The organism is Streptomyces phaeofaciens, from assembly GCF_014648915.1.
In the GTDB taxonomy this organism is placed as follows: Bacteria; Actinomycetota; Actinomycetes; order Streptomycetales; family Streptomycetaceae; genus Streptomyces; species Streptomyces phaeofaciens.
Genome location: NZ_BMSA01000024.1, coordinates 134,840 through 158,810, shown reverse-complemented (window position 1 = coordinate 158,810; position 23,971 = coordinate 134,840). Strand labels below are relative to the sequence as shown.

Below are 23,971 nucleotides of genomic sequence, written 5' to 3'. Positions count from 1 at the left end.
GTGCCGTGCGGGCGTCAGGCTCCGATGGCGTGCAGCCCGCCGTCCACGTGGATGATCTCGCCCGTGGTCTTCGGGAACCAGTCGCTCAGCAGGGCGACGACACCGCGGCCGGCCGGCTCGGGGTCCTTGAGGTCCCACTCCAGCGGGGAGCGGCTGTCCCAGACGGCGGCCAGGTCGGCGAAGCCCGGGATGGACTTGGCGGCCATGGAGCCGATCGGGCCCGCCGAGATGAGGTTGCAGCGGATGTTCTGCTTGCCCAGGTCACGCGCCATGTAGCGGCTGGTGGCCTCCAGGGCGGCCTTGGCCGGGCCCATCCAGTCGTACTGCGGCCAGGCGTACTGCGCGTCGAAGGTGAGACCGACGACCGAGCCGCCGTTCTGCATCAGCGGCAGGCAGGCCATGGTGAGCGACTTCAGGGAGTACGCCGAGACGTGCATGGCCGTGGCCACCGACTCGAACGGCGTGTTGAGGAAGTTGCCGCCCAGGGCGTCCTGCGGCGCGAAGCCGATGGAGTGGACGACGCCGTCGAGGCCGCCCAGCTCCTCGCCGACGATGTCCGCGAGGCGGCCGAGGTGCTCGTCGTTGGTGACGTCCAGCTCGATGACCTTGGTGGGCTTGGGCAGCTTCTTGGCGATGCGCTCGGTCAGGGTGGGCCGCGGGAACGCGGTCAGGATGATCTCGGCACCCTGCTCCTGGGCCAGCTTGGCGGTGTGGAACGCGATGGAGGACTCCATCAGCACACCGGTGATCAGGACGCGCTTGCCCTCGAGAATTCCGCTCATGGTGATCAGTGACCCATTCCCAGTCCGCCGTCAACGGGGATGACGGCTCCAGTGATGTACGAGGCGTCGTCCGAGGCGAGGAACCGCACCGTCGCGGCGATCTCCTCCGGCTGGGCGTACCGGCCGAGCGGCACCTGCGAGACGATGCCCGTGCGCTGCTCGTCGGTGAGCGCCTTGGTCATGTCGGTGTCGACAAAGCCGGGAGCGACGACGTTGAAAGTGATGTTGCGCGAGCCCAGCTCACGGGCGAGGGAACGCGCGAAGCCGACAAGGGCGGCCTTGGAGGCGGCGTAGTTGGCCTGTCCCGCGGAGCCGAGCAGCCCCACGACCGAGGAGATCAGGACGACACGGCCCTTCTTGGCGCGCAGCATGGCGCGGTTGGCGCGCTTGACCACACGGAAGGTGCCGGTGAGGTTGGTGTCGATGACCGAGGTGAAGTCCTCCTCGGACATGCGCATCAGGAGCTGGTCCCGGGTGACGCCGGCGTTGGCGATCAGCACCTCGACCGGGCCGTGCTCGGCCTCGATCTCCTTGTATGCCTGCTCCACCTGCTCCGAGTCCGTGATGTCGCACTTCACGGCCAGGAAGCCGGCCGGGGGCTCGCCCGAGCGGTACGTGATCGCGACCTTGTCGCCGGCATCGGCGAACGCGCGGGCGATGGCGAGGCCGATGCCCCGGTTTCCTCCGGTGACGAGAACCGAGCGGCTCAACGGATCACCCTTTCGATAGGGGTCTGAACACATCCGCCCGGAACCTGGACGGCAGGCGGTTTACCTCGAAACCTATCGGTCTCCTCCGGCACGGGGACATTCGGGCACCGACAGTGGCTCGCAGGGCTGGCTGTCGGATTCCTACAGTCGGCGCGAGGGCGCGGGGACGGCCGAATCCGTTGGATGACGGTGTGTCGGCCCTGCATGATTCACTGCGACACGAACCCATCTCGGCAACCGTGACAAGGGGAGGCCCTCGTGGCCCATGAGGTCGATCAGTCATTTCTGGCGCTACCGCTGAGGGCCCTCGCCGACGCCGCCCTCGCCCGCGCGCGTGCGCTCGGGGCCGAGCACGCCGACTTCCGGTTCGAGCGGGTGCGCAGCGCCTCGTGGCGGCTGCGGGACGCCAAGCCGGCCGGGTCGTCGGACACGACGGATCTCGGATACGCGGTGCGGGTGGTGCACGGGGGGACCTGGGGGTTCGCGTCGGGCGTGGACCTCACGATGGACGCGGCCGCCAAGGTCGCCTCGCAGGCCGTGGCGATGGCGAAGCTGTCGGCGCAGGTGATCAAGGCGGCCGGGTCGGACGAGCGGGTGGAGCTGGCGGACGAGCCGGTGCACGCCGAGAAGACCTGGGTGTCGTCCTACGAGATCGACCCGTTCACCGTGCCCGACGAGGAGAAGGCGGCGCTGCTCGCCGAGTGGAGCGCGCGGCTGCTGGCGGCCGACGGGATCAACCACGTCGACGCCTCGCTGCTCACCGTGCACGAGAACAAGTTCTACGCGGACACGGCGGGCACGGTCACCACCCAGCAGCGGGTGCGGCTGCACCCGGCGCTGACGGCCGTGTCGGTGGACGAGTCGAGCGGCGAGTTCGACTCGATGCGCACGATCGCGCCGCCCGTCGGACGGGGGTGGGAGTACCTCACCGGGACCGGCTGGGACTGGGACGACGAGCTGGAGCGGATCCCGGAGCTGCTCGCCGAGAAGATGCGGGCGCCGAGCGTCGACCCGGGCCTGTACGACCTGGTCGTCGACCCGTCCAACCTGTGGCTGACCATCCACGAGTCCATCGGCCACGCCACCGAGCTGGACCGCGCGCTCGGCTACGAGGCCGCCTACGCCGGCACCTCCTTCGCCACCTTCGACCGGCTCGGCAAGCTGAAGTACGGCGCGGAGCTGATGAACGTCACCGGTGACCGCACCGCCGAGCACGGTCTGGCGACCGTCGGCTACGACGACGAGGGCGTCGAGGGGCAGTCCTGGGACCTGGTGAAGGACGGCACGCTCGTCGGCTACCAGCTGGACCGGCGGATCGCGAAGCTCACCGGCCTCGGGCGGTCCAACGGCTGCGCCTTCGCCGACTCCCCCGGGCACGTGCCCGTGCAGCGCATGGCGAACGTGTCGCTGCGGCCGGACCCGGCCGGGATGTCGACCGAGGACCTCATCGGAAGCGTGGACCGGGGCATCTACGTCGTCGGGGACCGGTCCTGGTCCATCGACATGCAGCGCTACAACTTCCAGTTTACGGGTCAGAGGGCATACATGATCCGGAACGGCCGCCTCGCTGGGCAGGTCCGGGACTTTGCATACCAGGGAGTCACCCCCCAGTTCTGGGGCTCCATGGAGGGCGTCGGAGGCCCCCAGACTTACGTGCTAGGAGGGGCTTTCAACTGCGGAAAGGCCCAACCGGGGCAGGTCGCTGCCGTGTCTCACGGGTGCCCCTCCGCACTGTTTCGGAGTGTGAACATCCTGAACACCTCGAACGAGTCCGGCCGTACCTGAGGGGTCGGCCGAACCGGCCCGAAGTCTGCACCAGGTCCGCACGTCGCCACAGCGAACCTCCTACGCCACGTCGTCCCAGTCCTCGATATCGTCCTCCGCGGGCGTCAGCGAGGGCGGGACGATCAGGCCCTTGAAGGGCTCCAGCTTGAGCCCCAGGCGGTTGTGCATGGTGCGGGCGCCCCGGTCCATGGCCCGGCGGACCAGGTGGCCGTAGACCAGTTCCGTCGTCCTGGTGGTTCGGTGCCCGACCCATGCCGCGACCTCGAAGAGCGGGATCTGAGCGTGGATGGCCTCGGAGACGAAGAAGTGCCGGAAGCTCTTCGGGGTGTACTGCGGGGTACCGGCCAGCTTCGCCGCCGCCTTGAACTGGTCCAGGAACCAGTCGTACGACGGGTGGCGGTCGTTCAGCCTGGGCGATTCGAAGAACCAGCCCCGATCCCCCCATGTCTCGAAGGTGTCGATGTGATCATTGAAGATCTCGTTGATTGATTCGGGCACCGGCGTCTTCCGCGCCTGCTCGAAGGCGCGATGCTTCGTACCCCTCTTCACACCACGCCGATAGCCGGAGATTTCCTGGCACCCGTAGGCGGATACCTGGTGATCCACAGCGAGGACGCTGCGCTCCCAGTCCATGGACTCGTCCGACAGCGCCAAGGACTCTCCCGGGCGCATCCCGCAGCCCGCCATGGCCCAGAATCCGGCGCGGATGAGCTTCGGAGCTTCCGCGATGATCCCCAGCACCTCTTCCATGGTCGGGATGTCGTCGTCGGTCACCGGCGTGATCTGCTGCCCTGAGCGTCTACGAGGGTTCGCCTTCTTGCACGGATTTCGGCCGATGATCTCGGCGGCTACCGCGTAGTTGAAAACAGACGACAGGACGTTCTTACGTCCGTTGATTCCGTTTTCCTTGTATCCGCGCTCCTTCTGGTCCGCCTCCCATTCCTGGATGATCGTCGGCGTGATGCTGCCGATGGGTTTGTTCCCGAAGAACGGCCCGTAGTGGTTGTCGTAGACACTCTGGTAGTTCCTCTTCGAGGACTCTTCGAGAGTTCCCGCCTCGACCCATTCGCGCCAGACCTGTTGGAAGGTGCGCTGTCCCGCCTTGGGGTTGATGTACGTCCCCAGGTCCTTGTCCCGCTCGACCTTGACTGCGAAGGCTTCCGCGTCTTCGAGCTTCTTGAACGACACCTGCCGCGGCTTGCCCGCCCTGCCGCCCGGTTCCCGGTACGACACCCGGTACGGCTTGTGCGGGCACGTCGGTTTCTTACGCCGGGGGCACGAACAGTCTTCCTTCTTGATGGTCGCCACGCTTGTTGAACCTCCGCATGTTGATTGGTTAGTGACGGATCATCAGGCTAGCCGTGCCGCATTCGCACCTCAACCCAGTTGTGAAGATCCCGCGTTCGGAACCGGACATGCTTGCCGACCTTCAGGTACGGGATGCCCCAGCGCCGGTAGGAGTCCATGAGAACCCGCTTCGTCACGCCGAGTTGCGTCGCGGCCTCGTCCGGCGTCATGAGCAGGTTGCTGCCACCCCTCACAGCTCCCACCCCCGCGCCTCGTCTTCCGCCGCTTCACGGGCAAGCTGACGGCTCATGACCAGGTCTTCGGCGATTCCGGCGGCGAGTCCGGCAGCGCCGGGGGTGTAGCCGGAACCGACGTAGCGCCAGCTCGACTCAGTGATCAAGGCCGGGTCGTCGGTCGGCTCTGTGTCGCTGCGACGGTACGCGGCTCGTTCATCACGCAACGCCGCGTACGTCGTCGAGTAGCGACGGGTCTTGGTGAGGACGTGACCGCGGTATCCGAGGCTGTGAGCCCATGACCGCAGCCTGAGGTGTTCCAGTTCGGGCAGACCGCCCAAGCGCCAGCAAGTGGCCATCAGAGCCCGTACGTGGGGCGCGACGACCGCGGCGGCGATGTCGTCCGGACCTGATACGCGGTAGTCCAGTCCGGCGCCGGTTTCGGCGGTGCCCTTGGAGACGTACTTGGCCACGTAGGCGGCGACAGCGTCATCGGTCGGCCCCTCACCGCCCTCGAAGGCCCGGATCGGCCGCGCGTCCAGCTGCTTCCCCCAGACGAGGAGCGCGTCCCCGTAGGCGCACGATTCCGCGGCCCGTACGTTCGCCGACGAGGCAGCCGTGAGTACGGCTTCGGTCAGCAGCTCGGTCGTGGCCCAGCGCGGGGGTGGTGTGCCGGGGCCGGCCGGACCATCGAGGCGGACCACGGCATGGAAGTGGATGGCGGCCCGCTTCTGGTACTCGGCCACCTTCGCGAAGGACACCACCAGGTGGTCACGGAGACGTGAGCGCGGTATCCCCGCGGCGGAGGCCAGGTGACGCCGTGCGGCGGTGGTGAACCGATCCCACAGCCTCCCTGCGTGCGCGTGCCACAGCACGTGTCCCACGTAGTCGTAGCAGTCCGCGCACAGCGGGCGACCCAGTGCGGGGTCATCCTCGGTGTGGACCAGGCCGCAGCCGACGGGACGCCCGTGCTCGCATACGCCGCCGTCCCTGCGCGGTCGGCACCGCTTGCCGTCGCGGGAGCGGTGGACGGGCCCGAACGAGGGAGCCGTCAGGGTGACAAACAGACGAGGCTGGTCACGAACACTTTCGGGGACGTTCTTGCCGCCGGACAGGCCCGCCCGGATCAGTTGATAGGTGTCGCCCGCATGCAGGTAGGCGCACGGCGCGCAGACCGAGGCGCGGCGGTTGCGGCAGCGGACGGCCAGCCGCTCGCCCGGTTCTCCGGCCGTCGAGTAGGACGAGATCACCTCACCCGTCAGGGCGTCGGAGGTGACGGTGGAGCCGGAAAGGTAGACCGGATGGGCACAACCCCCGATGGCTTTGATCTGCTCCAGCAAGCGCGGAAACAGGGGATCGTGCGCAAGGCGGACAATGCCCCGATCGGCATCGGACAACAGCCGCAGACGCTTCTCACGCTCCAGCTCAGCGGAGCGGAAAGTCGATGAAGTCACCTCATGTGAGGCGTTGAGCACAGGGCACCTCCAGAACAGACGGACAGGGAGGAGCGCGAGCCAGGGCGCAGGCGTGAGTCATGTGTGATGTCCTTTGAAAGCGAGGTGATGAAGTGTCAGACGTAAGGAACGCGTCGAGGCAGCGTGGATGAGAGCGAAGACAGAGAAGGCAGAAGAAGAGTGTGATGTCTGCTGAAGAAGTCTGTGTCTATGTCTGTGTTTGAGAATCACCGAGGAAGGCTCGTCGCTCGAACCCGAACGATCGCACGGGCGGTCGCAGATGCGCGAGTGAATTACCGTCACTGGCACGACAGTTGAAGCGGAAGTGCGGGGCGTGTCGGAATCTGTCTTCACTTCCTCCAGGCGGCCCGCCTCCGGCGGACCGCGCGCGCTGGCGGCCGGGGCCGCCGCCGCTCCCTGTCTCCGCCATCGCTGCGGCGACCCCGCCACTCAGCGCGCAGTACCGAACCATGCAGTCAGCAGAAACACCCGCCACATCCATGCCCTGCGCCGGGCTGCTTGCGCTCCCCTGCCCGGCGTGCGGCCTTCGGCCGGTCCGGTCCGGGGTGCCGCCGCCCGGCGTGCCGCAGACGAGCCGAGACATCAGCCGCATCTTCACTGTTACGGCCAGGCGTGTTCGCCCTCATGGCCCGCGAACAGGCCGCACACGACGTTGTCCAGCCGCTCCGCCTCCCCGAAGCGGCGCGCCATGCACGGATCGCGCACGTCCACGCCCGATCGCCACCACACCCAGGTCATGCGCCCAGAGGGATCCTGAGCCTCCACGATCCCTGCCGCATGATCCTGCCCTTCGTGCGCCCCCAGCTCGCACCGCAGCACCAGGGCGGGATCAACATCCAGTTGCACCCCCGCCACCCGGCACGCCTCAGTCTGCATCTCTGGAGGGGGCGCGAACTGATCTTCGCAGTGCTTCATGCACACCTCACTCGTCACCGAACGAACAGGCCACTACGCGGCACAAACCCTCTTGGGCTGGGGCCGACGGCCTACGAGGCTTTAGGCAGCCACCATGGGGCGAGCCTCTAAGAACAGGGGGCCGATCGGGCTACTGCGGGCAGGCCCCAAGGACTGCCCGATCCGCTGGCGAGCGTAAGGCCCCCTGTTCACTCGCCCCATGGCAGCTCCCGCCCAAAGCCTCTACGGCCGGCGGCGTGCCACACCGCGCCGCTACCGGGCGGATCAGATGTGCCGCCATGTACGCCATGCGCGGGTGATGATCTCGCGGAAGGTGTGATGCGACGGGTTCTTGCCGCAATGCTCCAGCACCCAGCTCTGCGGTTCTGCGAAGTCCTCACTCACGTCCGAGGACTGGCCGCACACCGCGCACGTCATCGCGTACGTGATCGGCTCCGCGTCCGGCTCACGGTCCGGCGCGAGTGTCCACTTCTCGTGACGAATCACCGAACGCACGCTCACGGCCGTACCGCCCTCGCGTTGGCCGCCCTGACGCCCGCCCTGAGCCGCTCCTCGGGGCTGGCTGGACGGATCCGATCCGGGTCCGCCTCCCACTCACGGCCACCGCCGACCGGACGCAGCATGGCGTAGGGACCGGCTCTGTCCTGGTATTCGCCGACCTTGGACGTCCGAGGGTCGTACATCAGGTCTCCACGCTCAGGGACGGTCGTCTCTGAGGCTCTGTCTTGAATCACCATGGCAATGACGCTACGTAGCCACGGGAGCACACCTCAATGGCACTTTGGCGAGGCGTCGGCCGGAAGTGCCACACCGAGTCACATGGGCATCCCGATCGCGTCGGCGAGTTCCCTCATCTCAGACGTGAGTGTCCGCCGACGTGCGACGACCCGGCCGAAGATGTCCCGCGCGTACCGCTGATTCGGCAGCCACTGAGGCGCGTCCGCGCGAATACCCTGCAAGATCTCGACAGTCCGCGCGTAGTCGCGCGAGCGGGCATGCGCCTCTGCCACGTCGAGGAGGTGGCGGTTGCGGTTGTTGGAGGTGGGCCGCATGCCGCCCGTGGGGATGCGCGCCGAGAGCTTGAGAACCAAGTCCGGCTTGTCGACGATCATGGCGTTCTCGGCACGCTTCAAGGCCACCGTGACGGGGCCGAACGCCTGCAAGAAGTCGTTGCGCGGAGCGTACTCGCGCCCCATCGCGACCGCCGCCGAGTTCGCGTAGCGCAAGGTCTCCTCAGCCTCACCGGGCCGGTTGTCCCGGATCGCCGCCGCGGACGACCGCAGCAGCAGCCAGCCCCACGCGCTCAGCTCAGCCGGAGTCGCGCGCGAGATACGCGGCTCCACCTCGTCCGCCCAGCGCGCCGCCAGTTCCCGCGCCTCAGCCAGTCGGCCACGCCGCAGCAGTAGCCAGCACTGTGTGCTCACCGTCGCCGCTGCCTCAAGCCGGTCCGAGGACTCCTCCAGGGAGCGAGAGAGGGCGATGTCGGCAGCCTCGAACTGCCGAGTCTGAGTGAGCAGCCACCCTGTCAGCTGCGAGAGCCGGACCCGCACGGCCCTGCCCTCAGCCCCGGACTCCGCGACGAGATCAGCGTCCCGCAGCAGAGGCGGAAGGATCATGCTCAGCTCCGCGAAACGATCACTGGAGAAGAGCGGCAGAGCCGCTTCCAGGGCTTCCCGCACCCCGTCCACCGTCGGTTCCTCAGCGGGGCCGTCCTGCCGGACCGGAGCGACGAGGGCCCGCCTGACGGCCTCCCAACGATCATCGGCCCCCGGAGCCGCCGCCCGCTCGTCCTCATGATCCGCGATGAGGTTCGTCGTCGGCACCCTCAGGGCCTGCGCCAGTCGGCGCGCGGTCTCCAAGCGCGTATCCGCCCGCTCCCCCTGCTCCAGCTTCCGGATCAGGGACAGGGACACACCTGACTCACTCGCCAGCTGAAGCTGTGTCATACCGCGGCGCTTGCGTACTTCCTTGAGCCGCTCGCCAATGTCGGCATTCATGATTCGAGCGTACGGCGACTGAACGCAGTTCGTAGTGCCTCTGTCTCGCTGCTTCACAGCGACATCAGGCGTCGCAGCAGTGGATCAGCCTCACGTCCTAGCTGCCTTGAGGGCGCAGCCTTCCATGAGCGCGTCTAACCAAACATCCCGTCGACGCACCGGCCAACTGCCGCGCCCAGCTCAGGAAAAGCTCAGATCAATCATGTGGTTCCAGTGCCGGTCAACGGGCCCCCCGTGACATACTTCGTACGCGCTCCGCCTCCTCCGGAAGCTTCACTGAAAAATCGTCAGTGAGGCTCCTGGAGGAGCGAGGAGGAGTGAGTGAGTGGTCAAAGCGATGTGAAGCCTCGCAAGGCAAAGTGGACCAACGCCGAAAGGTGGCAGGTCTATCTAGCCGCAGCAGGGTTGATCGTGGCGATCATCGCCACTGTGGGGCAGTTCGCACGCTAGCAACCCCACGCACGAGACGGTCACGACCAGGGCCACAACACGCAAAGCCCGGTCGGCAGGTAGGCGACCGGGCTCGTGAACTGCGCTGAAGGGCTCGATTCGGGGTGCCACCCGAGGCGGGCCCTTCGGTCTTGCACGCGTGCAAGTCAGCTTGCTTCCGCGCAAGACAAAGCTACCGCACTTCCATCACTCCGGAGCCGGTTCCAACGGACAACTTCCACATAGCTTCGGAGTGACTGCGCTCCTCGAACGACCTGGCCAGACGGGAACGACGGGCCCAAGGACGGCGGCAACCGACCCGCCCGCGCACATGCTCTCTAGGTACCCTCAGCATTGATCCACAGCCTGGCATCCTGAGCATGGTTCGATCACCCTCCGGGGGTCTCCCAGAGGTCGACACCAAGTCATCACCAGACCCCGTACAGTCCGGTTTCAACCCGTATGAACAGGGATTGAGGGCAGACCTTGAATAGCCGCCTGACCTGCACAAACGCCGTTCAGAGACGTATGCCCCCTGACCCTGCGGTGAACTTCCAGTTCACCGGGCAGCGGTTCTTCCGGATCGAGAACGGGCGGATCACCGGACAGCTGCGGGACGTGGCCTACCAGGCGACGACCACCGACTTCTGGGGGTCCATGGCGGCGGTGGGCGGGCCGCAGACGTACGTCCTCGGCGGTGCCTTCAACTGCGGCAAGGCCCAGCCCGGGCAGGTCGCGGCGGTCTCGCACGGCTGCCCGTCGGCGCTGTTCAAGGGAGTCAACATCCTCAACACCACGCAGGAGGCCGGCCGATGAGCGACCCCGTCGACAAAGCGACCAAGGCGACCAAAGCGACCAAGGCGAACAAGCCGTACGAGGTCGTCGAGCGCGCCCTGGCGCTGTCCCGGGCCGACGGCTGTGTCGTCATCGCCGACGAGCAGTCGACGGCGAACCTGCGCTGGGCCGGCAACGCGCTCACCACCAACGGTGTCACCCGCGGGCGCACGCTCACCGTGATCTCGACCGTCGACGGCAAGGAGGGCACCGCCTCCGGGGTCGTCTCGCGGTCCGCGGTGACGGTGGACGAGCTGGAGCCCCTGGTGCGGGCCGCCGAGGCCGCCGCGCGCGGCGCCGGGTCCGCCGAGGACGCGCAGCCGCTGGTCACGGGCGTGCCGGAGTCCCCCGACTTCACGGAGGGCCCGGCGGAGACGTCGTCCGCGGTGTTCGCCGACTTCGCCCCGGCGCTCGGGGAGGCGTTCGCCCGCGCGCGCGGCGGCGGCCGGGAGCTGTACGGCTTCGCGAACCACGAGATGGTGACGACGTATCTGGGCACCTCGACGGGGCTGCGGCTGCGCCACGACCAGCCGAACGGGACGCTGGAGCTCAACGCCAAGTCGCCGGACCGTACCCGCTCGGCGTGGGCGGGCCGTTCCACCCGGGACTTCAAGGACGTCGACCCGGGGGCCCTCGACGCCGAGCTGGCCGTACGCCTGGGCTGGGCCGAGCGGCGGATCGAGCTGCCCGCCGGACGGTACGAGACGCTGCTGCCGCCGACCGCCGTCGCGGACCTGCTGATCTATCTGTTCTGGTCGGCGTCGGGCCGGGACGCGGCCGAGGGGCGGACGGTGTTCTCCCAGCCGGGGGGCGGCACGCGTCTGGGCGAGAAGCTGTCCGAGCTGCCGCTGACCCTGCGCAGCGACCCGAACGAGCCCGGCCTGGAGTCGGCGCCCTTCCTCATCGCGCACTCCTCCGGCGGCGACCAGTCCGTGTTCGACAACGGGCTGCCGCTGCGGAGCACCGAGTGGATCGGCGACGGCGAACTCAGGAACCTGACGACCAGCCGGCACAGCGCGGGCCTGACCGGCCTGCCGGTGGCCCCGGCCGGCGACAACCTGATCCTGGACGGCGGCACCGACCGCTCCCTTCAGGAGATGGTCGCGAGCACCTCGCGCGGACTGCTGCTGACCTGTCTGTGGTACATCCGCGAGGTGGACCCGGCGACCCTGCTGCTCACCGGGCTGACCCGGGACGGCGTCTACCTCGTCGAGGACGGCGAGGTCGTGGGCGAGGTGAACAACTTCCGCTTCAACGAGTCGCCCGTCGGCCTGCTGGGCCGGGCCGTGGAGGCCGGGCGCACGGAGAAGACGCTGCCCCGGGAGTGGAGCGACTGGTTCACCAAGGCCGCGATGCCCGCGCTGCGGGTGCCGGATTTCAATATGAGTTCTGTCAGCCAGGGCGTATAACCTCGTACCTGACTTACGAGCCCACTCCACTCGAGGAGATACGAGAACTGTGACGGACATCGTCGACGAGCTGAAGTGGCGGGGCCTGTTCGCCCTGTCCACCGACGAGGACGCTTTGCGCAAGGCGCTCGCGGACGGTCCCGTCACGTTCTATTGCGGCTTCGACCCGACCGCGCCGTCCCTGCACGTCGGGCACCTGGTCCAGGTGCTCACCGTGCGCCGGCTCCAGCAGGCCGGTCACCGGCCGCTGGCGCTGGTCGGCGGGGCGACGGGTCTGATCGGCGATCCCCGCCCGACCGCCGAGCGCACCCTGAACGCCCCGGAGACGGTCGCGGGGTGGGTCGACAAGCTGCGCGGCCAGATCGAGCCGTTCCTGTCCTTCGAGGGCGAGAACGCGGCCGTGATGGTCAACAACCTCGACTGGACCGCCGGTCTCTCCGCGATCGAGTTCCTGCGGGACATCGGCAAGCACTTCCGCGTCAACAAGATGCTGACGAAGGACTCCGTGGCCCGGCGTCTGGAGTCCGACCAGGGCATCAGCTACACCGAGTTCAGCTACCAGATCCTCCAGGGCATGGACTTCCTCCAGCTCTTCCGGCGCTACGGCTGCACGCTCCAGCAGGGCGGCAGCGACCAGTGGGGCAACCTCACTGCCGGGCTGGACCTGATCCACCGGCTGGAGCCGCACGCGAACGTGCACGCGCTGGCGACGCCGCTGATGACCAAGGCGGACGGCACCAAGTTCGGCAAGACCGAGGGCGGCGCGGTCTGGCTCGACCCGGAGATGACGACGCCGTACGCGTTCTACCAGTTCTGGCTGAACGTGGACGACCGGGACATCTCGACGTACCTGCGCATTCTGTCCTTCCGCTCCCGTGAGGAGCTGGAGGAGCTGGAGGAGCAGACGCGGGAGCGGCCGCAGGCTCGGGCGGCGCAGCGGGCGCTGGCCGAGGAGCTGACGACGCTGGTGCACGGCGCGGACCAGACGGCGGCCGTGATCGCCGCGTCGAAGGCGCTCTTCGGGCAGGGCGAGCTGGCGGATCTGGACGACCGGACGCTGGCCGCGGCCCTGTCCGAGGTGCCGCACGTCCAGGTCACCGAGCTGGGTCCGGTCGTGGACCTGTTCGCCGAGGTCGGCCTCGTGGCCAGCAAGTCCGCCGCGCGCCGCACCGTGAAGGAGGGCGGGGCCTACGTGAACAACGCGAAGGTCACGGCCGAGGACGCGGTGCCGGCGAAGGAGGAGCTGCTGCACGGGCGGTGGCTGGTCCTGCGGCGGGGCAAGAAGAACCTGGCCGCGGTCGAGGTGGTCGGTTCCTAGGCGCACCCCAGGGGTGCGGGGACTCCGCGGGCCGCGACTGTGTCGTGGCCGATCACGCGGTTCCCCGCGCCCCTTCGCGCGTCCCGGCGTCCCGGTTCAGGCCCGTTGTTTCCGCTTGCCCAGCGTCGCCATGTACGCCCTGTCGCCCAGGGCCACGATGACGACCGCGGCGACGATCTGGAAGAGGTGGCGCCACCAGTCGATGCCGGCCGTCTCCTCGACGCCGAACCCGCGGGCGATCGCGTTGCCGACGACCGCACCCAGGATGCCGAAGATGGTCGTCAGCCAGAGTGGGCTGTGCTGCTTGCCGGGAAGGACCGCCTTGGCGATCAGACCCAGCACGAATCCCACGATGATCGCCCACAACCAGCCCATGGCTGCCTCCTCGTACGGCTCGACGTGAGCAGTGCCCTCAGTCTCGGGCCGTACGCCGTACGGCGCATGTCGGGTACCGCTGTACGCGGGACGGCGCAGGACGTTCGCCCGGACCGGACGCGCCCCGGTCTCGAAGGCGGCGGAGCCGCGGCGTACCGTGGGAGGCCGGGGAGAGTGTGACGCGGGCGGACGGTGGAATGCGATGCGGAAGCAGGGTGGCGGCGGCAACGTCGAGGTGTTCCGGATCACCGGCGCCCGGCAGGGTCTCCAGGAGGACGTGCGGGGCCGGCAGCGCCGGTACGTGATCTCGATGTCGATCCGTACGGTGTCGGTGATCCTGGCGGTGTCGCTGTGGAACGTGGAGCGGCACGTGGCGTTCGTGGCGCTCGTCCTGGGGGTGCTGCTCCCCTATGTCGCGGTGGTGATCGCCAACGCGGGGCGGGAGAACGCGCCGGGGCTGCCGTCGACGTTCGTGAGCACGCCCGGCACGCCGATGATCGAGCCGCCGCGGGCGGACCGGGCGCCGGCGGGATCCCCCGTGCGGGAGGAACGCGCGGCGCAAGAGGAGCGGGCCGCGGAATCCCTCCGGGAGGACTGACGTCCGCGCAGGCTGGGCGCAGGCCATGAACCGCCTGTGCGGGAAGCTCAGGAAAAGCTCAGATCAATCATGCTGTTGAGGTCCCCTGTGAAGGGTCGGCCGTGACATACTTCGTACGCGCTCCGCATCCCCCGTCGGAGCGACGGACCGACGCCGGGCAGCTCCCCCCGTGGCTGCTCGGCGTCGCCTTTGTGTGCGCATCTGTGAGACGGACCTGTGACTGACGAGACCCCCATCTGTTCCGCCAAGGGCTGCCGTGTCGACGCCGTCTGGGTCCTCGCCTGGAACAACCCGAAGCTCCACACCCCGGACCGCCGCAAGACCTGGCTGGCCTGCGAGGAGCACCGCGAGCACCTCTCGCAGTTCCTCGGCGTACGAGGCTTCCTGAAGGACGTGGTCCTGCTGACCGAGTGGCAGAACCCGGGACCGTCCTAGGCCGTGTCCGCCCTAGCCGCCGATCGCGGACATCGGTCGGTCCGGCTGCACGAAGCTCGGGTCGTCGAGGCCCGCGCCTGCCTTCTTGCCCCACATGGCGAGGCGCCAGATACGGGCTATCTCCTCGTCGGGGGCGTCGGAGCGCAGGGCGGCGCGCAGGTCCGTCTCCTCGCGGGCGAAGAGGCAGGTGCGGACCTGGCCGTCGGCGGTGAGGCGGGTGCGGTCGCAGGCGGCGCAGAACGGGCGGGTGACGGAGGCGATGACGCCGACGCGGTGCGGGCCGCCGTCGACCAGCCAGCGTTCGGCGGGGGCCGAGCCGCGCTCGCCCTGGCCCTCGGGGGTGAGGTCGAAGCGGGTGCGCAGCGAGGCGAGGATGTCGCCCGCGGTGACCATGCCCTCGCGCTTCCAGCCGTGCTGGGCGTCGAGGGGCATCTGCTCGATGAAGCGCAGCTCGTAGTCGTGGGCCACGGCCCAGGCGAGGAGGTCGGGGGCCTCGTCGGCGTTCAGGCCCGGCATCAGGACGGAGTTGACCTTGACCGGTGTCAGGCCGGCGTCGCGGGCGGCTTCGAGGCCGTCGAGGACGTCCTGGTGGCGGTCGCGGCGGGTGAGGGTCTTGAAGACGTCCCGGCGGAGGGTGTCCAGGGAGACGTTGACCCGGTCCAAGCCCGCCGCCGCGAGGGCGGTGGCGGTGCGCTTGAGGCCGATGCCGTTCGTCGTCAGGGACATCAGGGGCCGCGGGGTCAGGGCCGCCACCCGCTCGACGATGCCGACCAGGCCGGGACGGAGCAGGGGCTCGCCGCCGGTGAAGCGGACCTCTTCGATGCCGAGCCCGGAGACGGCTATGTCGATCAGGCGGACGATCTCGTCGTCCGTGAGGAGGTCGGGCTTGGCCAGCCACTGGAGGCCCTCTTCGGGCATGCAGTACGTGCACCGCAGATTGCAGCGGTCGGTCAGTGAGACCCTCAGGTCGGTGGCCACTCGGCCGTACGTGTCGATGAGCACGTGGGCCCCCTCCCTCGCAGCGGATCGCGTCGTTCTCCGTCACCTGCGAGCCTACGTGACGCCACCGACATCGACAGGGCCCGATCCCACGAGGTAAGACGCGGCCGCGTCGTAGGGATCTACGACGCGGCCGCGCTCCCGGAGGGGGTCAGTGGGCTCCGGTGCCCGTCAGGGAGCGGACCTCCAGCTCGGCGTACTTGTCCGCGTCCGGCTCCTCCTTCGACAGGAGGGTGCCGACGACGCCCAGCAGGAAGCCGACCGGGATCGAGATGATGCCGGGGTTCTCCAGCGGGAACCAGTGGAAGTCGACGTCCGGGAACATCGACGTGGGCTTGCCGGAGACGACCGGCGAGAACAGCACCAGGCCGACCGCGGTGACGAGGCCGCCGTAGATCGACCACAGGGCCCCGGAGGTGGTGAACCGCTTCCAGAAGAGGCTGTAGATGATCGTGGGGAGGTTGGCGGAGGCGGCGACGGCGAAGGCGAGGGCGACCAGGCCGGCGACGTTGAGGTCGCGGGCGAGGGCGCCCAGGACGATCGAGACGGCGCCGATGCCGACGGTGGCCCAGCGGGCCGCGTTGATCTCCTGCTTCTCGGAGGCCTGGCCCCGCTTGATCACGTTCGCGTAGATGTCGTGCGCGAAGGAGGAGGACGAGGCCAGGGTGAGGCCCGCGACGACGGCGAGGATGGTGGCGAAGGCGACCGCGGAGATCGTGGCCAGCAGGATCGCGCCCCAGTTGGAGTCCACCCCGCCCAGATGGAGGGCCAGGAGCGGTGCGGCCGTGTTGCCCGCCTTGTTCGACGCGATGATCTCGTCCGGCTTGATCAGCGCGGCGGCGCCGAAGCCGAGGGCGAGGGTCATCAGGTAGAAGGCGCCGATCAGGCCGATGGCCCAGATGACCGACTTACGGGCGGCCTTGGCGGTGGGCACGGTGTAGAAGCGGATCAGGATGTGCGGCAGGCCCGCGGTGCCCAGGACCAGGGCGATGCCGAGGGAGATGAAGTCCAGCTTGGTGGTGCTCGTGGCGCCGTACTTCAGGCCGGGCTCCAGGAACGCCGAGCCCTTGGCGCTGTTGTCGGCGGCGGAACCGAGCAGGTCGGAGACGTTGAAGTCGAACTTCAGCAGCACCAGGAAGGTCAGCAGCAGGGCGCCCGCGATCAGCAGCACGGCCTTGACCATCTGCACCCAGGTGGTGCCCTTCATGCCGCCGATGGTGACGTAGACGATCATCAGTACGCCGACCAGGGCGACGATGCCGATCTTGCCGCCGTCGCTGGTGATGCCCAGCAGCAGGGAGACCAGGACGCCGGCGCCCGCCATCTGGGCCAGCAGGTAGAAGATCGAGACGACGATGGTGGAGGTGCCGGCGGCGGTGCGGACCGGGCGCTGGCGCATGCGGTAGGCGAGGACGTCGCCCATCGTGTAGCGGCCGGAGTTGCGCAGCGGCTCGGCGACCAGGAGCAGGGCGACCAGCCAGGCGACCAGGAAGCCGATGGAGTACAGGAAGCCGTCGTAGCCGAAGAGGGCGATGGCGCCGGCGATGCCCAGGAAGGACGCGGCGGACATGTAGTCGCCGGAGACGGCGAGGCCGTTCTGGAAGCCGGTGAACTGGCGTCCGCCGGCGTAGAAGTCGGCGGCGTCCTTCGTCTGGCGGCCGGCCCAGACGGTGATGACGAGGGTCGCGACGACGAACACCGCGAACAGGGTGATGATCAGCGGGCGGTGCTCACTGGCCTCGCCCGCGGCGATCAGGGTCTGCTGTGCGGGGCTCATGCGTCGCCCTCCATCCGGGTCTTGATGGCCTCGGCCTTGGGGTCGAACTTGGCGGCGGCGGTCCGGGCGTACCACCAGGCGATGAGGAACGTGGTGAGGAACTGGGCGAGGCCCAGGACGAGGGCCACGTTGATGTTGCCGAAGAGCTTGGTGCCCATGAAGTCGCCCGCGTAGTTCGAGAGCAGGACGTACAGCAGGTACCAGGCGATGAAGGCGACGGTCAGCGGGAAGGCGAAGCCCCGGTAGGAACGGCGCAGTTCACCGAACTCCGCGCTCTCGTGCACCGCGACGAACTCCTCGGTGGAGGGGAGCCTGGCTTGGGTCTTCGAGGGGGGCGGTGTCTCGGTGGCCACGGAGTCTCCTCGCGTTGCGGGCGGCGGGGTGTACGGGGAGGCTCGATCGTCCACGGGCTCCCTGCACAAGGTCACGGCGGCGCGCTAGGGCCGGTTCAACACGATCGGGTTGTTTCGAAAGTCGTTGTCGTGACGTTTCGGGGGGCGGCTCCCGGGTGCGTCGGAGGGGCCATGTGGGTGACCTGTCCGGCGTCCGCGGCGACTTTTCGTCGGAAGTCGTCGCCAAAGGTCATTGCTGGCCCGTGAGTCGGGGAGATAGCTTCGGGCGAGCACCACCCGTCATGTACCTGCCCAGGCGTCACCTGCGTCCCGGGCCGGTCTCGTTTCCGGATGATGTGGAGACCCCATGGCTCATCTGCCTTCCAGACGTCGCCTCGCTCTCGCGGTGCCCGTCGTACTGTCGCTGACCGCCTCCCTCGGCTTCCTGCCGACGGCGGCCTCCGCGGCGCCGGTCGCGACGTCCGCCACCCAGACGGCCGACGCCGTGAATCTGGCGTACGTCGTCAACACCAAGGTGGACCACCGCACGATCGAGTCGGTGAAGAAGGCGATCGCCAAGGCCGGCGGCACCGTCGTCGCGACGTACGACAGGATCGGCGTCATCGTCGTGCACTCGGCCAACCCGGACTTCGGTCCGCAGATACGCGCGGTGCGCGGCGTGCAGTCGGCGGGTGCCACCCGGACCGGCCCGCTGAGTGTCGCGGACACCACCGACGACGGTGCCGCGCAGGTGCTGTCGGAGGCGCAGGCCGAGAAGATCGAGGCCGCGTCCGCCGCGTCCCCGCAGAGCGAGCCGCTCGAGGCCGACCAGTGGGACCTGCGGGCGATCGGCGCCGACAAGGCCGCGGAGATCAACCCGGGCAGCCGCAAGGTGACCGTCGCCGTGATCGACACCGGCGTCGACGACACCCACCCGGACCTCGCGCCGAACTTCTCCGCGTCCCAGTCGGCGAACTGTGTCGGCGGCGTCGCGGACACCGCCGAGGGCGCCTGGCGCCCGTACACGGCGGAGGACTACCACGGCACGCACGTGGCCGGTGAGATCGCCGCGGCCCGCAACGGCATCGGTGTCGCCGGTGTCGCGCCGGGCGTCAAGGTGTCCAGCATCAAGGTCAGCGACCCGAAGGACGGCCTCTTCTACCCGGAGAACGTCGTCTGCGCGTTCGTCTTCGCCGCCGACCACGGTGTCGAGATCACGAACAACAGCTACTACGTGGACCCGTGGCTGTACAACTGCATGGACGACCCGGACCAGGAAGCCATCGTCGACGCGGTCAACCGGGCCCAGCTGTACGCCCAGAAGAAGGGCACGCTCAACCTGGCCTCGGCGGGCAACTCCAACCACGACCTGGACTCCGACGCCATCGTGGACGCCAGCAGCCCCGACGACACGACGCCGTACGAGCGGACCATCGACCCGCACGAGTGCTTCGACGTGCCGACCCAGCTGCCGGGCGTCGTCACCGTGAGCGCGACGGGCGTGAACAACGTCAAGTCGTACTACTCCTCGTACGGCAAGGGTGTCGTCGACATCGCCGCGCCGGGCGGTGACCGGCTCTACCAGATCCCGGACACGCCGTCGAAGAACGGCCGCATCCTCTCGACGATGCCGAACAACTCCTACGGCTTCCTCCAGGGCACCTCGATGGCCTCGCCGCACGCCGCGGGTGTCGCCGCGCTGCTGAAGTCCGAGCACCCGTGGGCGTCCCCGGCGCAGCTCCAGGCCCTGCTCAAGGTCCAGGCGGACAACCCGGGCTGCCCGGAGTCGTACGACCAGAACGGCGACGGCACGCAGGACGCGACCTGCGCCGGCAACCCGCGGGTCAACGGCTTCTACGGCTGGGGCATCGTGAACGCGCTGCGTGCCGTGAAGTAGGCGCGGAGCGGGTGGTTCCGAGGGCCGGGCGGATCATCCGTCCGGCCCTTCGCCGTGCCACGGGTTCTGTTTCGGTGCCTCGCGCGGCAAGGCCGGCGCGTCCCGTCGCGCTCAGCCGCCCCGGGCTCCCTATGTTGATTGAATCAATACTGCATGATGCAGTCATGGTGGAAATCAAGTTCGCTTGGTCGGAACTGGGCGGCGATCCCGCCCTCCTCGCGCGCGTGTCGACCGTCGCACGGAAGGGCGCGCTGCCGGCGCGACTGCCCGTGCGGGAGCTGGCGCGCGCCTGTGTGGGCGCGTGCGCGCTGGCCGGCGCGGAGCTGGGGGCGCACCGGGCCGGGCTCGCCCGGGTGCCGGGGGTACGCGTGGACGACGGGGCGGTGGCGACCGCGTTCACCAGTGAGCGGCAGCTGCTGGTCGACGGGCGGCCGCCGGTGCTCTTCGCGCCGCTGTCGCGGTTCTGGCGGACGGCCGACGGATGGGTGCGCACGCACGCCAACTACCCGCACCACCGGGAGCGGCTGTCGAGGGCGCTGGGTGTGCCGCAGGACCCGGCCGCCGTCGAGGCGGCGCTCGCCGAACGGTCCGCGCGGGACGTCGAGGAGGCGGTGTACGCGGCCGGCGGCCTGGCCGTCGCCCTGCGCACCCCCGAGGAGTGGGCCGCGCACGCGCAGGCGGCCGCCGTCGCCGCGCGGCCACTGGTCGAGCGGGGCCGGCTGGACGGGGCACACGCGCGTGCGCTCGCACCGCTCCGGGGCGGCGGCACTCCCCTGCTGCCGGCCGCCGGTCTGCGGGTGCTGGACCTGACCCGGGTCCTCGCCGGGCCGGTCGCCACCCGCACGCTCGCCCTGCTCGGCGCCGACGTCCTGCGGCTCGACGCGCCGCGACTGCCGGAACTGCCCGACCAGCACGCCGACACGGGCTTCGGGAAGCGGTCGGCGCTGCTGGACCTGACGGCGGACCGGCGCGCCTTCGAGGAGCTGCTGGCGGCGGCGGACGTCGTGGTCACCGGCTACCGGCCGGGTTCCCTGGACCGGTTCGGGCTCTCCCCCGAGGCACTGGCCGGGCGCCGGCCCGGGCTGGTGGTGGCGCAGGTGTCGGCGTGGGGTCCGGACGGGCCGTGGGGCGGGCGGCGCGGCTTCGACAGCCTGGTGCAGGTGGCCACGGGCATCGCGGCCGTCGAGGGGTCGCCGGAGCGGCCGGGCGCGCTGCCCGCGCAGGCGCTCGACCACGGCACCGGCTATCTGCTGGCGGCCGCCGTGCTGCGGGCGCTGACCGAGCGGTCGTACGACGGCGGGAGCCGCTTCGTACGGGTGGCGCTGGCGCGGACGGCCGGGTGGCTCATGGCGGGCCGGGACGCGGCCGCCGAGGAGGACGGGGAGGTCCACGAGGGGCCCGGCGCCTGGCTCGCGGAGACCGACGGCCCGCTCGGGCGGCTGCGGTACGCGCTGCCGCCGGTGTCCTTCGAGAGCGGGCCCGGCGACTGGGCGCGTCCGCCGGGGCCGTGGGGGGCGGATCCGGCGCGCTGGGCCGCCTGAGCGGGCGGGGTCCACCGGCCAGGGCGGCCGGTGGACCCCGCCCCCTCGGTCAGTTGGTCACCAGGACCTTGAGGGCGGTGCGCTCGTCCATCGCCTTGTAGCCCGCCGGTACGCCCTCGAGGCCGACGGTGAGGTCGAAGACCGGGGACGGGTCGATGGTGCCGGCCAGGATGTCGGGCAGCAGCTCGGGGATGTAGGCGCGGACCGGGGCGACGCCGCCGCGCAGGGCGATGTTGCGGTCGAACATGACGCCGAGGTCGAGCCCGGTGCCGCTGCCGTGCGGGACGCCGACGAAGCCGACGGCGCCGCCGTCGCGGGTGATGTCGACGGCCGTCCGCATGGACTGCTCGGTGCCGACGGCCTCGACGACGGCGTGCGCGCCCTGGCCGCGGGTGAGTTCGCGGACGGCCTCGACGGCCGCCTCGCCGCGCTCGGCGACGACATCGGTGGCACCGAAGCCGAGGGCGATGTCCGTACGCACCTGGTGGCGGCCGAGGGCGATGATCCGCTCGGCGCCCAGCCGCTTGGCGGCGAGGACCGCGCACAGGCCGACCGCGCCGTCCCCGACGACGGCGACGGTGGCCCCCGGCCGGGCGCCCGCGCCGAGGGCGGCGTGGTGGCCGGTGCCCATCACGTCGGAGAGGGTGAGCAGCGCGGACAGCAGACGGTCGTCGGAGACCGCGTCCTTGGGCAGCGCGACGAGGGTGCCGTCGGCGAAAGGCACGCGGACGGCCTCGCCCTGGCCGCCGTCGTAGCCGACCGAGCCCCAGAAGCCGCCGTGCACGCAGGAGGTGGTCAGGCCCTCGCGGCAGTAGTCGCACACGCCGTCGGACCACATGAAGGGCGCGACGACCAGGTCGCCGGTCCTGACCGTGCCCACCTCGGCGCCGGTCTCCTCGACCACACCGAGGAACTCGTGCCCGATCCGCTGCCCCGGCCGGCGGGCCGCCTCACCGCGGTACGCCCACAGGTCGCTGCCGCAGATACAGGCCCGCAGCACCCGGACCACGGCGTCGGTGGGCAGCTGCACCACGGGCTCGGGAACGTCCTCCACGCGCATGTCGAACGGGGCGTGGATGGTGGTGGCGCGCATGGCGAGGGTCCTTCTCGTGCGGTTGCGTGGGTGCGCTCAGGGGGTGGTCGAGCGCACTTCACGGTACGCCGTCACCGGCGCCCGCCGCTCCGCGAGGGTGCCCCGGACCAGCAGGAACTGCGCGGCGATGTACGTGAGCATGATCCACACCTCGGGACGCGGCGGCTGCGGCCAGTCGGCGACGCCGGTCGCGATGAGGGTGTCGGACAGCAGGAACAGCGCGCCACCCGCGCCGGTGACGGGTCCGAGCCGGGTGGTGGCGGTGTACGCCATCGCCATGAGCAGGGTGCTGTACGCGGCCACCGGGAGGCGCAGGTCCGGCGGGAGGTCGGGCCGGAGCAGCGCGACGGTGGCGATCAGCGCGGTGGCGTAGCAGGGGGCGAGGAGGACGGCGCACGCGCGTGAGCGGCCGGCGCGGACGAACAGGGCGAGGTAGCAGACATGGCCGGCCGCGAAGCAGGCCATGCCGGCGAGGAAGGCGGGGTCCGCGTCGGACAGGAGCAGGACGTCGCCGCCCCAGCCGCACAGGAGCGCGGCGACGAGCAGCCGGGGTGCGCCGTTCAGGGCCGCCCAGACGGCGAGGAGCGGCATCAGGAGCGGCTTGGCCACCAGGTGTCCCGGGTCGAAGCCTGCCGCGAGGGAGGTCAGGTCGACGGCGGTGGCGAGACCGAGGGCGAGGAGGGGGACGCGGGGGTTCACGAGACCGTGCTCTCCTCGGGCGGGGCGGTGACACGCGCGCGGGCCGTGGCGGGAGCACCGGCGTCGGACGTGGCCGGCGTCGCGGCCCCCGCCGTCGTCGCCCCGGCTGTCGCCGTCACCGCCCCCGGACCGGCCGTCGGCTGCCAGCCCGGTCCGCGGAACACATGGCCCGCGCGTGCGCGCCAGCCGTCCGCCGCCCTGATGTCCCTGACGATCGCGACGTACTCATGGGTGGCGACCTTGACGGGGTTGAACGTGTTGATGTTCTTCGTCAACCCGTAGACGGGCCGTTCGGTCTCGGCGGCGAACGAGCCGAAGAGACGGTCCCAGACGATGAGGATGCCGCCGAAGTTGCGGTCGAGGTAGCCGCCCTGGGAGGCGTGGTGGACGCGGTGGTGGGAGGGCGTGTTGAAGACGTACTCGAACCACCGGGGCATCCGGTCGATCCGCTCGGTGTGGATCCAGAACTGGTAGACCAGGCTGGCCGAGGAGCAGAACGCCAGCGCGGCCGGGTGCACACCGGCGGCGACGAGCGGGACGTAGAACGGCCAGACGGTCAGGGACGTCCAGGGCTGGCGCAGCGCGGTGGTCAGGTTGAACTTCCGGCTGGAGTGGTGGACGACGTGGCAGGCCCACAGGATGCGGACGACGTGGTGGCCGCGGTGGGAACAGTAGTAGAGGAGGTCCTGCGCGAGCAGCATCAGCGGGACGGTCCACCACAGCACCGGGACCCGTAGGGGCGTCAGTTCGTGGATCGCCGTATAGATCGCGACGATCGGGATCTTCCAGACGAAGTCGAGGACGAGGCTCCCGAGCCCCATGCCGACGCTCGTCGCGGCATCCTTCGTCCCGTACCCCGCCGCGTCCTCGTCGGGGTGGAGACGGACGCTGATCATCTCGATCACGGTGAGCAGGACGAAGGCGGGTATCGACCAGAGCACGACATCGGGCAGGTTCGGCATGGGGGCACCGTAGAACCGCTGGTCAGCCCCGGCTAGACGGTGTTACCCACAAGTATTCCCGGGGGGATGCGCTTGCTTGTTGGCGATCT

General features: G+C 69.7%; 23 protein-coding genes and 1 pseudogene. 8 read left to right on the top strand and 16 right to left on the bottom strand.

Annotated elements, in window-relative coordinates; all coding sequences use genetic code 11:
- Window positions 1-14 precede the first annotated feature (14 nt).
- Entirely contained in the window at window positions 15-782 is a 768-nt protein-coding gene (gene fabI, locus IE275_RS33365) for an enoyl-ACP reductase FabI (protein ID WP_189716129.1), read from the bottom strand.
- 5 nt (window positions 783-787) lie between these two features.
- Window positions 788-1,492: a 3-oxoacyl-[acyl-carrier-protein] reductase gene (gene fabG / locus IE275_RS33360; RefSeq protein WP_189716127.1), complete on the bottom strand. Its 705-nt coding sequence runs from the start codon at window positions 1,490-1,492 to the stop codon at window positions 788-790.
- A 258-nt stretch (window positions 1,493-1,750) separates the two neighbouring features.
- Here fabG and IE275_RS33355 point away from each other — a divergent pair, with 258 nt between their 5' ends.
- Window positions 1,751-3,277: a TldD/PmbA family protein gene (locus IE275_RS33355; RefSeq protein WP_189716126.1), complete on the top strand. Its 1,527-nt coding sequence runs from the start codon at window positions 1,751-1,753 to the stop codon at window positions 3,275-3,277.
- A 60-nt stretch (window positions 3,278-3,337) separates the two neighbouring features.
- Here the strand turns inward: IE275_RS33355 and IE275_RS33350 are convergent, their stop codons facing one another.
- From IE275_RS33350 to IE275_RS33320, 7 genes are all read right to left on the bottom strand, one after another.
- The gene (locus IE275_RS33350; RefSeq protein WP_189716124.1) at window positions 3,338-4,585 is read right to left on the bottom strand and encodes a tyrosine-type recombinase/integrase; all 1,248 of its coding nucleotides are present in this window, start codon (window positions 4,583-4,585) and stop codon (window positions 3,338-3,340) included.
- 47 nt (window positions 4,586-4,632) lie between these two features.
- Window positions 4,633-4,794, bottom strand: a complete 162-nt coding sequence (locus IE275_RS33345) for an excisionase family DNA-binding protein (RefSeq protein ID WP_189716122.1) — start codon at window positions 4,792-4,794, stop codon at window positions 4,633-4,635.
- Window positions 4,795-4,814: 20 nt separating this feature from the next.
- On the bottom strand, window positions 4,815-6,203 hold the full coding sequence (locus tag IE275_RS33340; RefSeq protein ID WP_189716183.1) for a replication initiator: 1,389 nt from the start codon (window positions 6,201-6,203) through the stop codon (window positions 4,815-4,817).
- A 669-nt stretch (window positions 6,204-6,872) separates the two neighbouring features.
- Window positions 6,873-7,187 (bottom strand): hypothetical protein, encoded by a 315-nt coding sequence (locus IE275_RS33335; RefSeq protein ID WP_189716120.1) that lies wholly within the window; start codon window positions 7,185-7,187, stop codon window positions 6,873-6,875.
- Between the two features lie 264 nt (window positions 7,188-7,451).
- Complete coding sequence (locus IE275_RS33330) at window positions 7,452-7,673, bottom strand: DUF7848 domain-containing protein (RefSeq protein WP_229870785.1); 222 nt, start codon at window positions 7,671-7,673, stop codon at window positions 7,452-7,454.
- A gap of 11 nt (window positions 7,674-7,684) precedes the next feature.
- On the bottom strand, window positions 7,685-7,870 hold the full coding sequence (locus IE275_RS33325; RefSeq protein ID WP_229870783.1) for a hypothetical protein: 186 nt from the start codon (window positions 7,868-7,870) through the stop codon (window positions 7,685-7,687).
- A 132-nt stretch (window positions 7,871-8,002) separates the two neighbouring features.
- Window positions 8,003-9,184 carry a helix-turn-helix transcriptional regulator gene (locus tag IE275_RS33320; RefSeq protein ID WP_189716114.1) on the bottom strand — a complete coding sequence of 394 codons (1,182 nt, stop codon included), beginning with the start codon at window positions 9,182-9,184 and terminating at the stop codon, window positions 8,003-8,005.
- Window positions 9,185-10,162: 978 nt separating this feature from the next.
- On the opposite strand from IE275_RS33320, the pseudogene IE275_RS33315 reads away from it, so the two are divergent.
- The 3 genes and pseudogenes from IE275_RS33315 to tyrS all read left to right on the top strand — a co-directional run.
- A pseudogene (locus IE275_RS33315) lies at window positions 10,163-10,429 on the top strand (metallopeptidase TldD-related protein); the annotation flags it as partial.
- Complete coding sequence (locus IE275_RS33310; RefSeq protein WP_189716112.1) at window positions 10,426-11,856, top strand: metallopeptidase TldD-related protein; 1,431 nt, start codon at window positions 10,426-10,428, stop codon at window positions 11,854-11,856. The pseudogene IE275_RS33315 and the gene IE275_RS33310, both read left to right, overlap by 4 nt.
- Before the next feature lie 49 nt (window positions 11,857-11,905).
- Window positions 11,906-13,174, top strand: coding sequence for a tyrosine--tRNA ligase (tyrS, locus tag IE275_RS33305; protein WP_189716110.1), 1,269 nt, complete (start codon window positions 11,906-11,908; stop codon window positions 13,172-13,174).
- Window positions 13,175-13,270: 96 nt separating this feature from the next.
- Here the strand turns inward: tyrS and IE275_RS33300 are convergent, their stop codons facing one another.
- Window positions 13,271-13,549: a GlsB/YeaQ/YmgE family stress response membrane protein gene (locus IE275_RS33300; RefSeq protein ID WP_189716103.1), complete on the bottom strand. Its 279-nt coding sequence runs from the start codon at window positions 13,547-13,549 to the stop codon at window positions 13,271-13,273.
- Between the two features lie 202 nt (window positions 13,550-13,751).
- On the opposite strand from IE275_RS33300, the gene IE275_RS33295 reads away from it, so the two are divergent.
- Window positions 13,752-14,147 (top strand): DUF3099 domain-containing protein, encoded by a 396-nt coding sequence (locus IE275_RS33295; protein ID WP_189716101.1) that lies wholly within the window; start codon window positions 13,752-13,754, stop codon window positions 14,145-14,147.
- Window positions 14,148-14,363: 216 nt separating this feature from the next.
- On the top strand, window positions 14,364-14,582 hold the full coding sequence (locus IE275_RS33290) for a hypothetical protein (RefSeq protein ID WP_189716098.1): 219 nt from the start codon (window positions 14,364-14,366) through the stop codon (window positions 14,580-14,582).
- A 12-nt stretch (window positions 14,583-14,594) separates the two neighbouring features.
- Here IE275_RS33290 and moaA read toward each other — a convergent pair whose 3' ends face one another.
- The 3 genes from moaA to IE275_RS33275 form a co-directional block, all read right to left on the bottom strand.
- Window positions 14,595-15,584: a GTP 3',8-cyclase MoaA gene (gene moaA, locus IE275_RS33285; RefSeq protein WP_189716096.1), complete on the bottom strand. Its 990-nt coding sequence runs from the start codon at window positions 15,582-15,584 to the stop codon at window positions 14,595-14,597.
- 148 nt (window positions 15,585-15,732) lie between these two features.
- Window positions 15,733-17,358 (bottom strand): monocarboxylic acid transporter, encoded by a 1,626-nt coding sequence (locus IE275_RS33280; RefSeq protein ID WP_189716094.1) that lies wholly within the window; start codon window positions 17,356-17,358, stop codon window positions 15,733-15,735.
- Window positions 17,355-17,711 carry a DUF485 domain-containing protein gene (locus IE275_RS33275; RefSeq protein ID WP_189716092.1) on the bottom strand — a complete coding sequence of 119 codons (357 nt, stop codon included), beginning with the start codon at window positions 17,709-17,711 and terminating at the stop codon, window positions 17,355-17,357. The genes IE275_RS33280 and IE275_RS33275 overlap by 4 nt, the downstream gene beginning before the upstream one ends.
- Window positions 17,712-18,057: 346 nt before the next feature.
- On the opposite strand from IE275_RS33275, the gene IE275_RS33270 reads away from it, so the two are divergent.
- Window positions 18,058-19,587, top strand: a complete 1,530-nt coding sequence (locus tag IE275_RS33270) for a S8 family peptidase (protein WP_189716089.1) — start codon at window positions 18,058-18,060, stop codon at window positions 19,585-19,587.
- 164 nt (window positions 19,588-19,751) lie between these two features.
- A complete protein-coding gene (locus IE275_RS33265) occupies window positions 19,752-21,128 on the top strand; it encodes a CoA transferase (protein WP_189716086.1) in 1,377 nt (458 codons plus the stop codon).
- A gap of 49 nt (window positions 21,129-21,177) precedes the next feature.
- Here IE275_RS33265 and IE275_RS33260 read toward each other — a convergent pair whose 3' ends face one another.
- The 3 genes from IE275_RS33260 to IE275_RS33250 are packed head-to-tail and all read right to left on the bottom strand — an operon-like array spanning window position 21,178 to window position 23,882.
- Complete coding sequence (locus tag IE275_RS33260; RefSeq protein WP_189716084.1) at window positions 21,178-22,221, bottom strand: zinc-dependent alcohol dehydrogenase family protein; 1,044 nt, start codon at window positions 22,219-22,221, stop codon at window positions 21,178-21,180.
- Window positions 22,222-22,257: 36 nt separating this feature from the next.
- The gene (locus IE275_RS33255) at window positions 22,258-22,920 is read right to left on the bottom strand and encodes a lysoplasmalogenase (RefSeq protein WP_189716082.1); all 663 of its coding nucleotides are present in this window, start codon (window positions 22,918-22,920) and stop codon (window positions 22,258-22,260) included.
- Window positions 22,917-23,882 (bottom strand): sterol desaturase family protein, encoded by a 966-nt coding sequence (locus tag IE275_RS33250; RefSeq protein WP_189716081.1) that lies wholly within the window; start codon window positions 23,880-23,882, stop codon window positions 22,917-22,919. Before IE275_RS33250 ends, IE275_RS33255 begins: the two co-directional genes overlap by 4 nt.
- Window positions 23,883-23,971 lie beyond the last annotated feature (89 nt).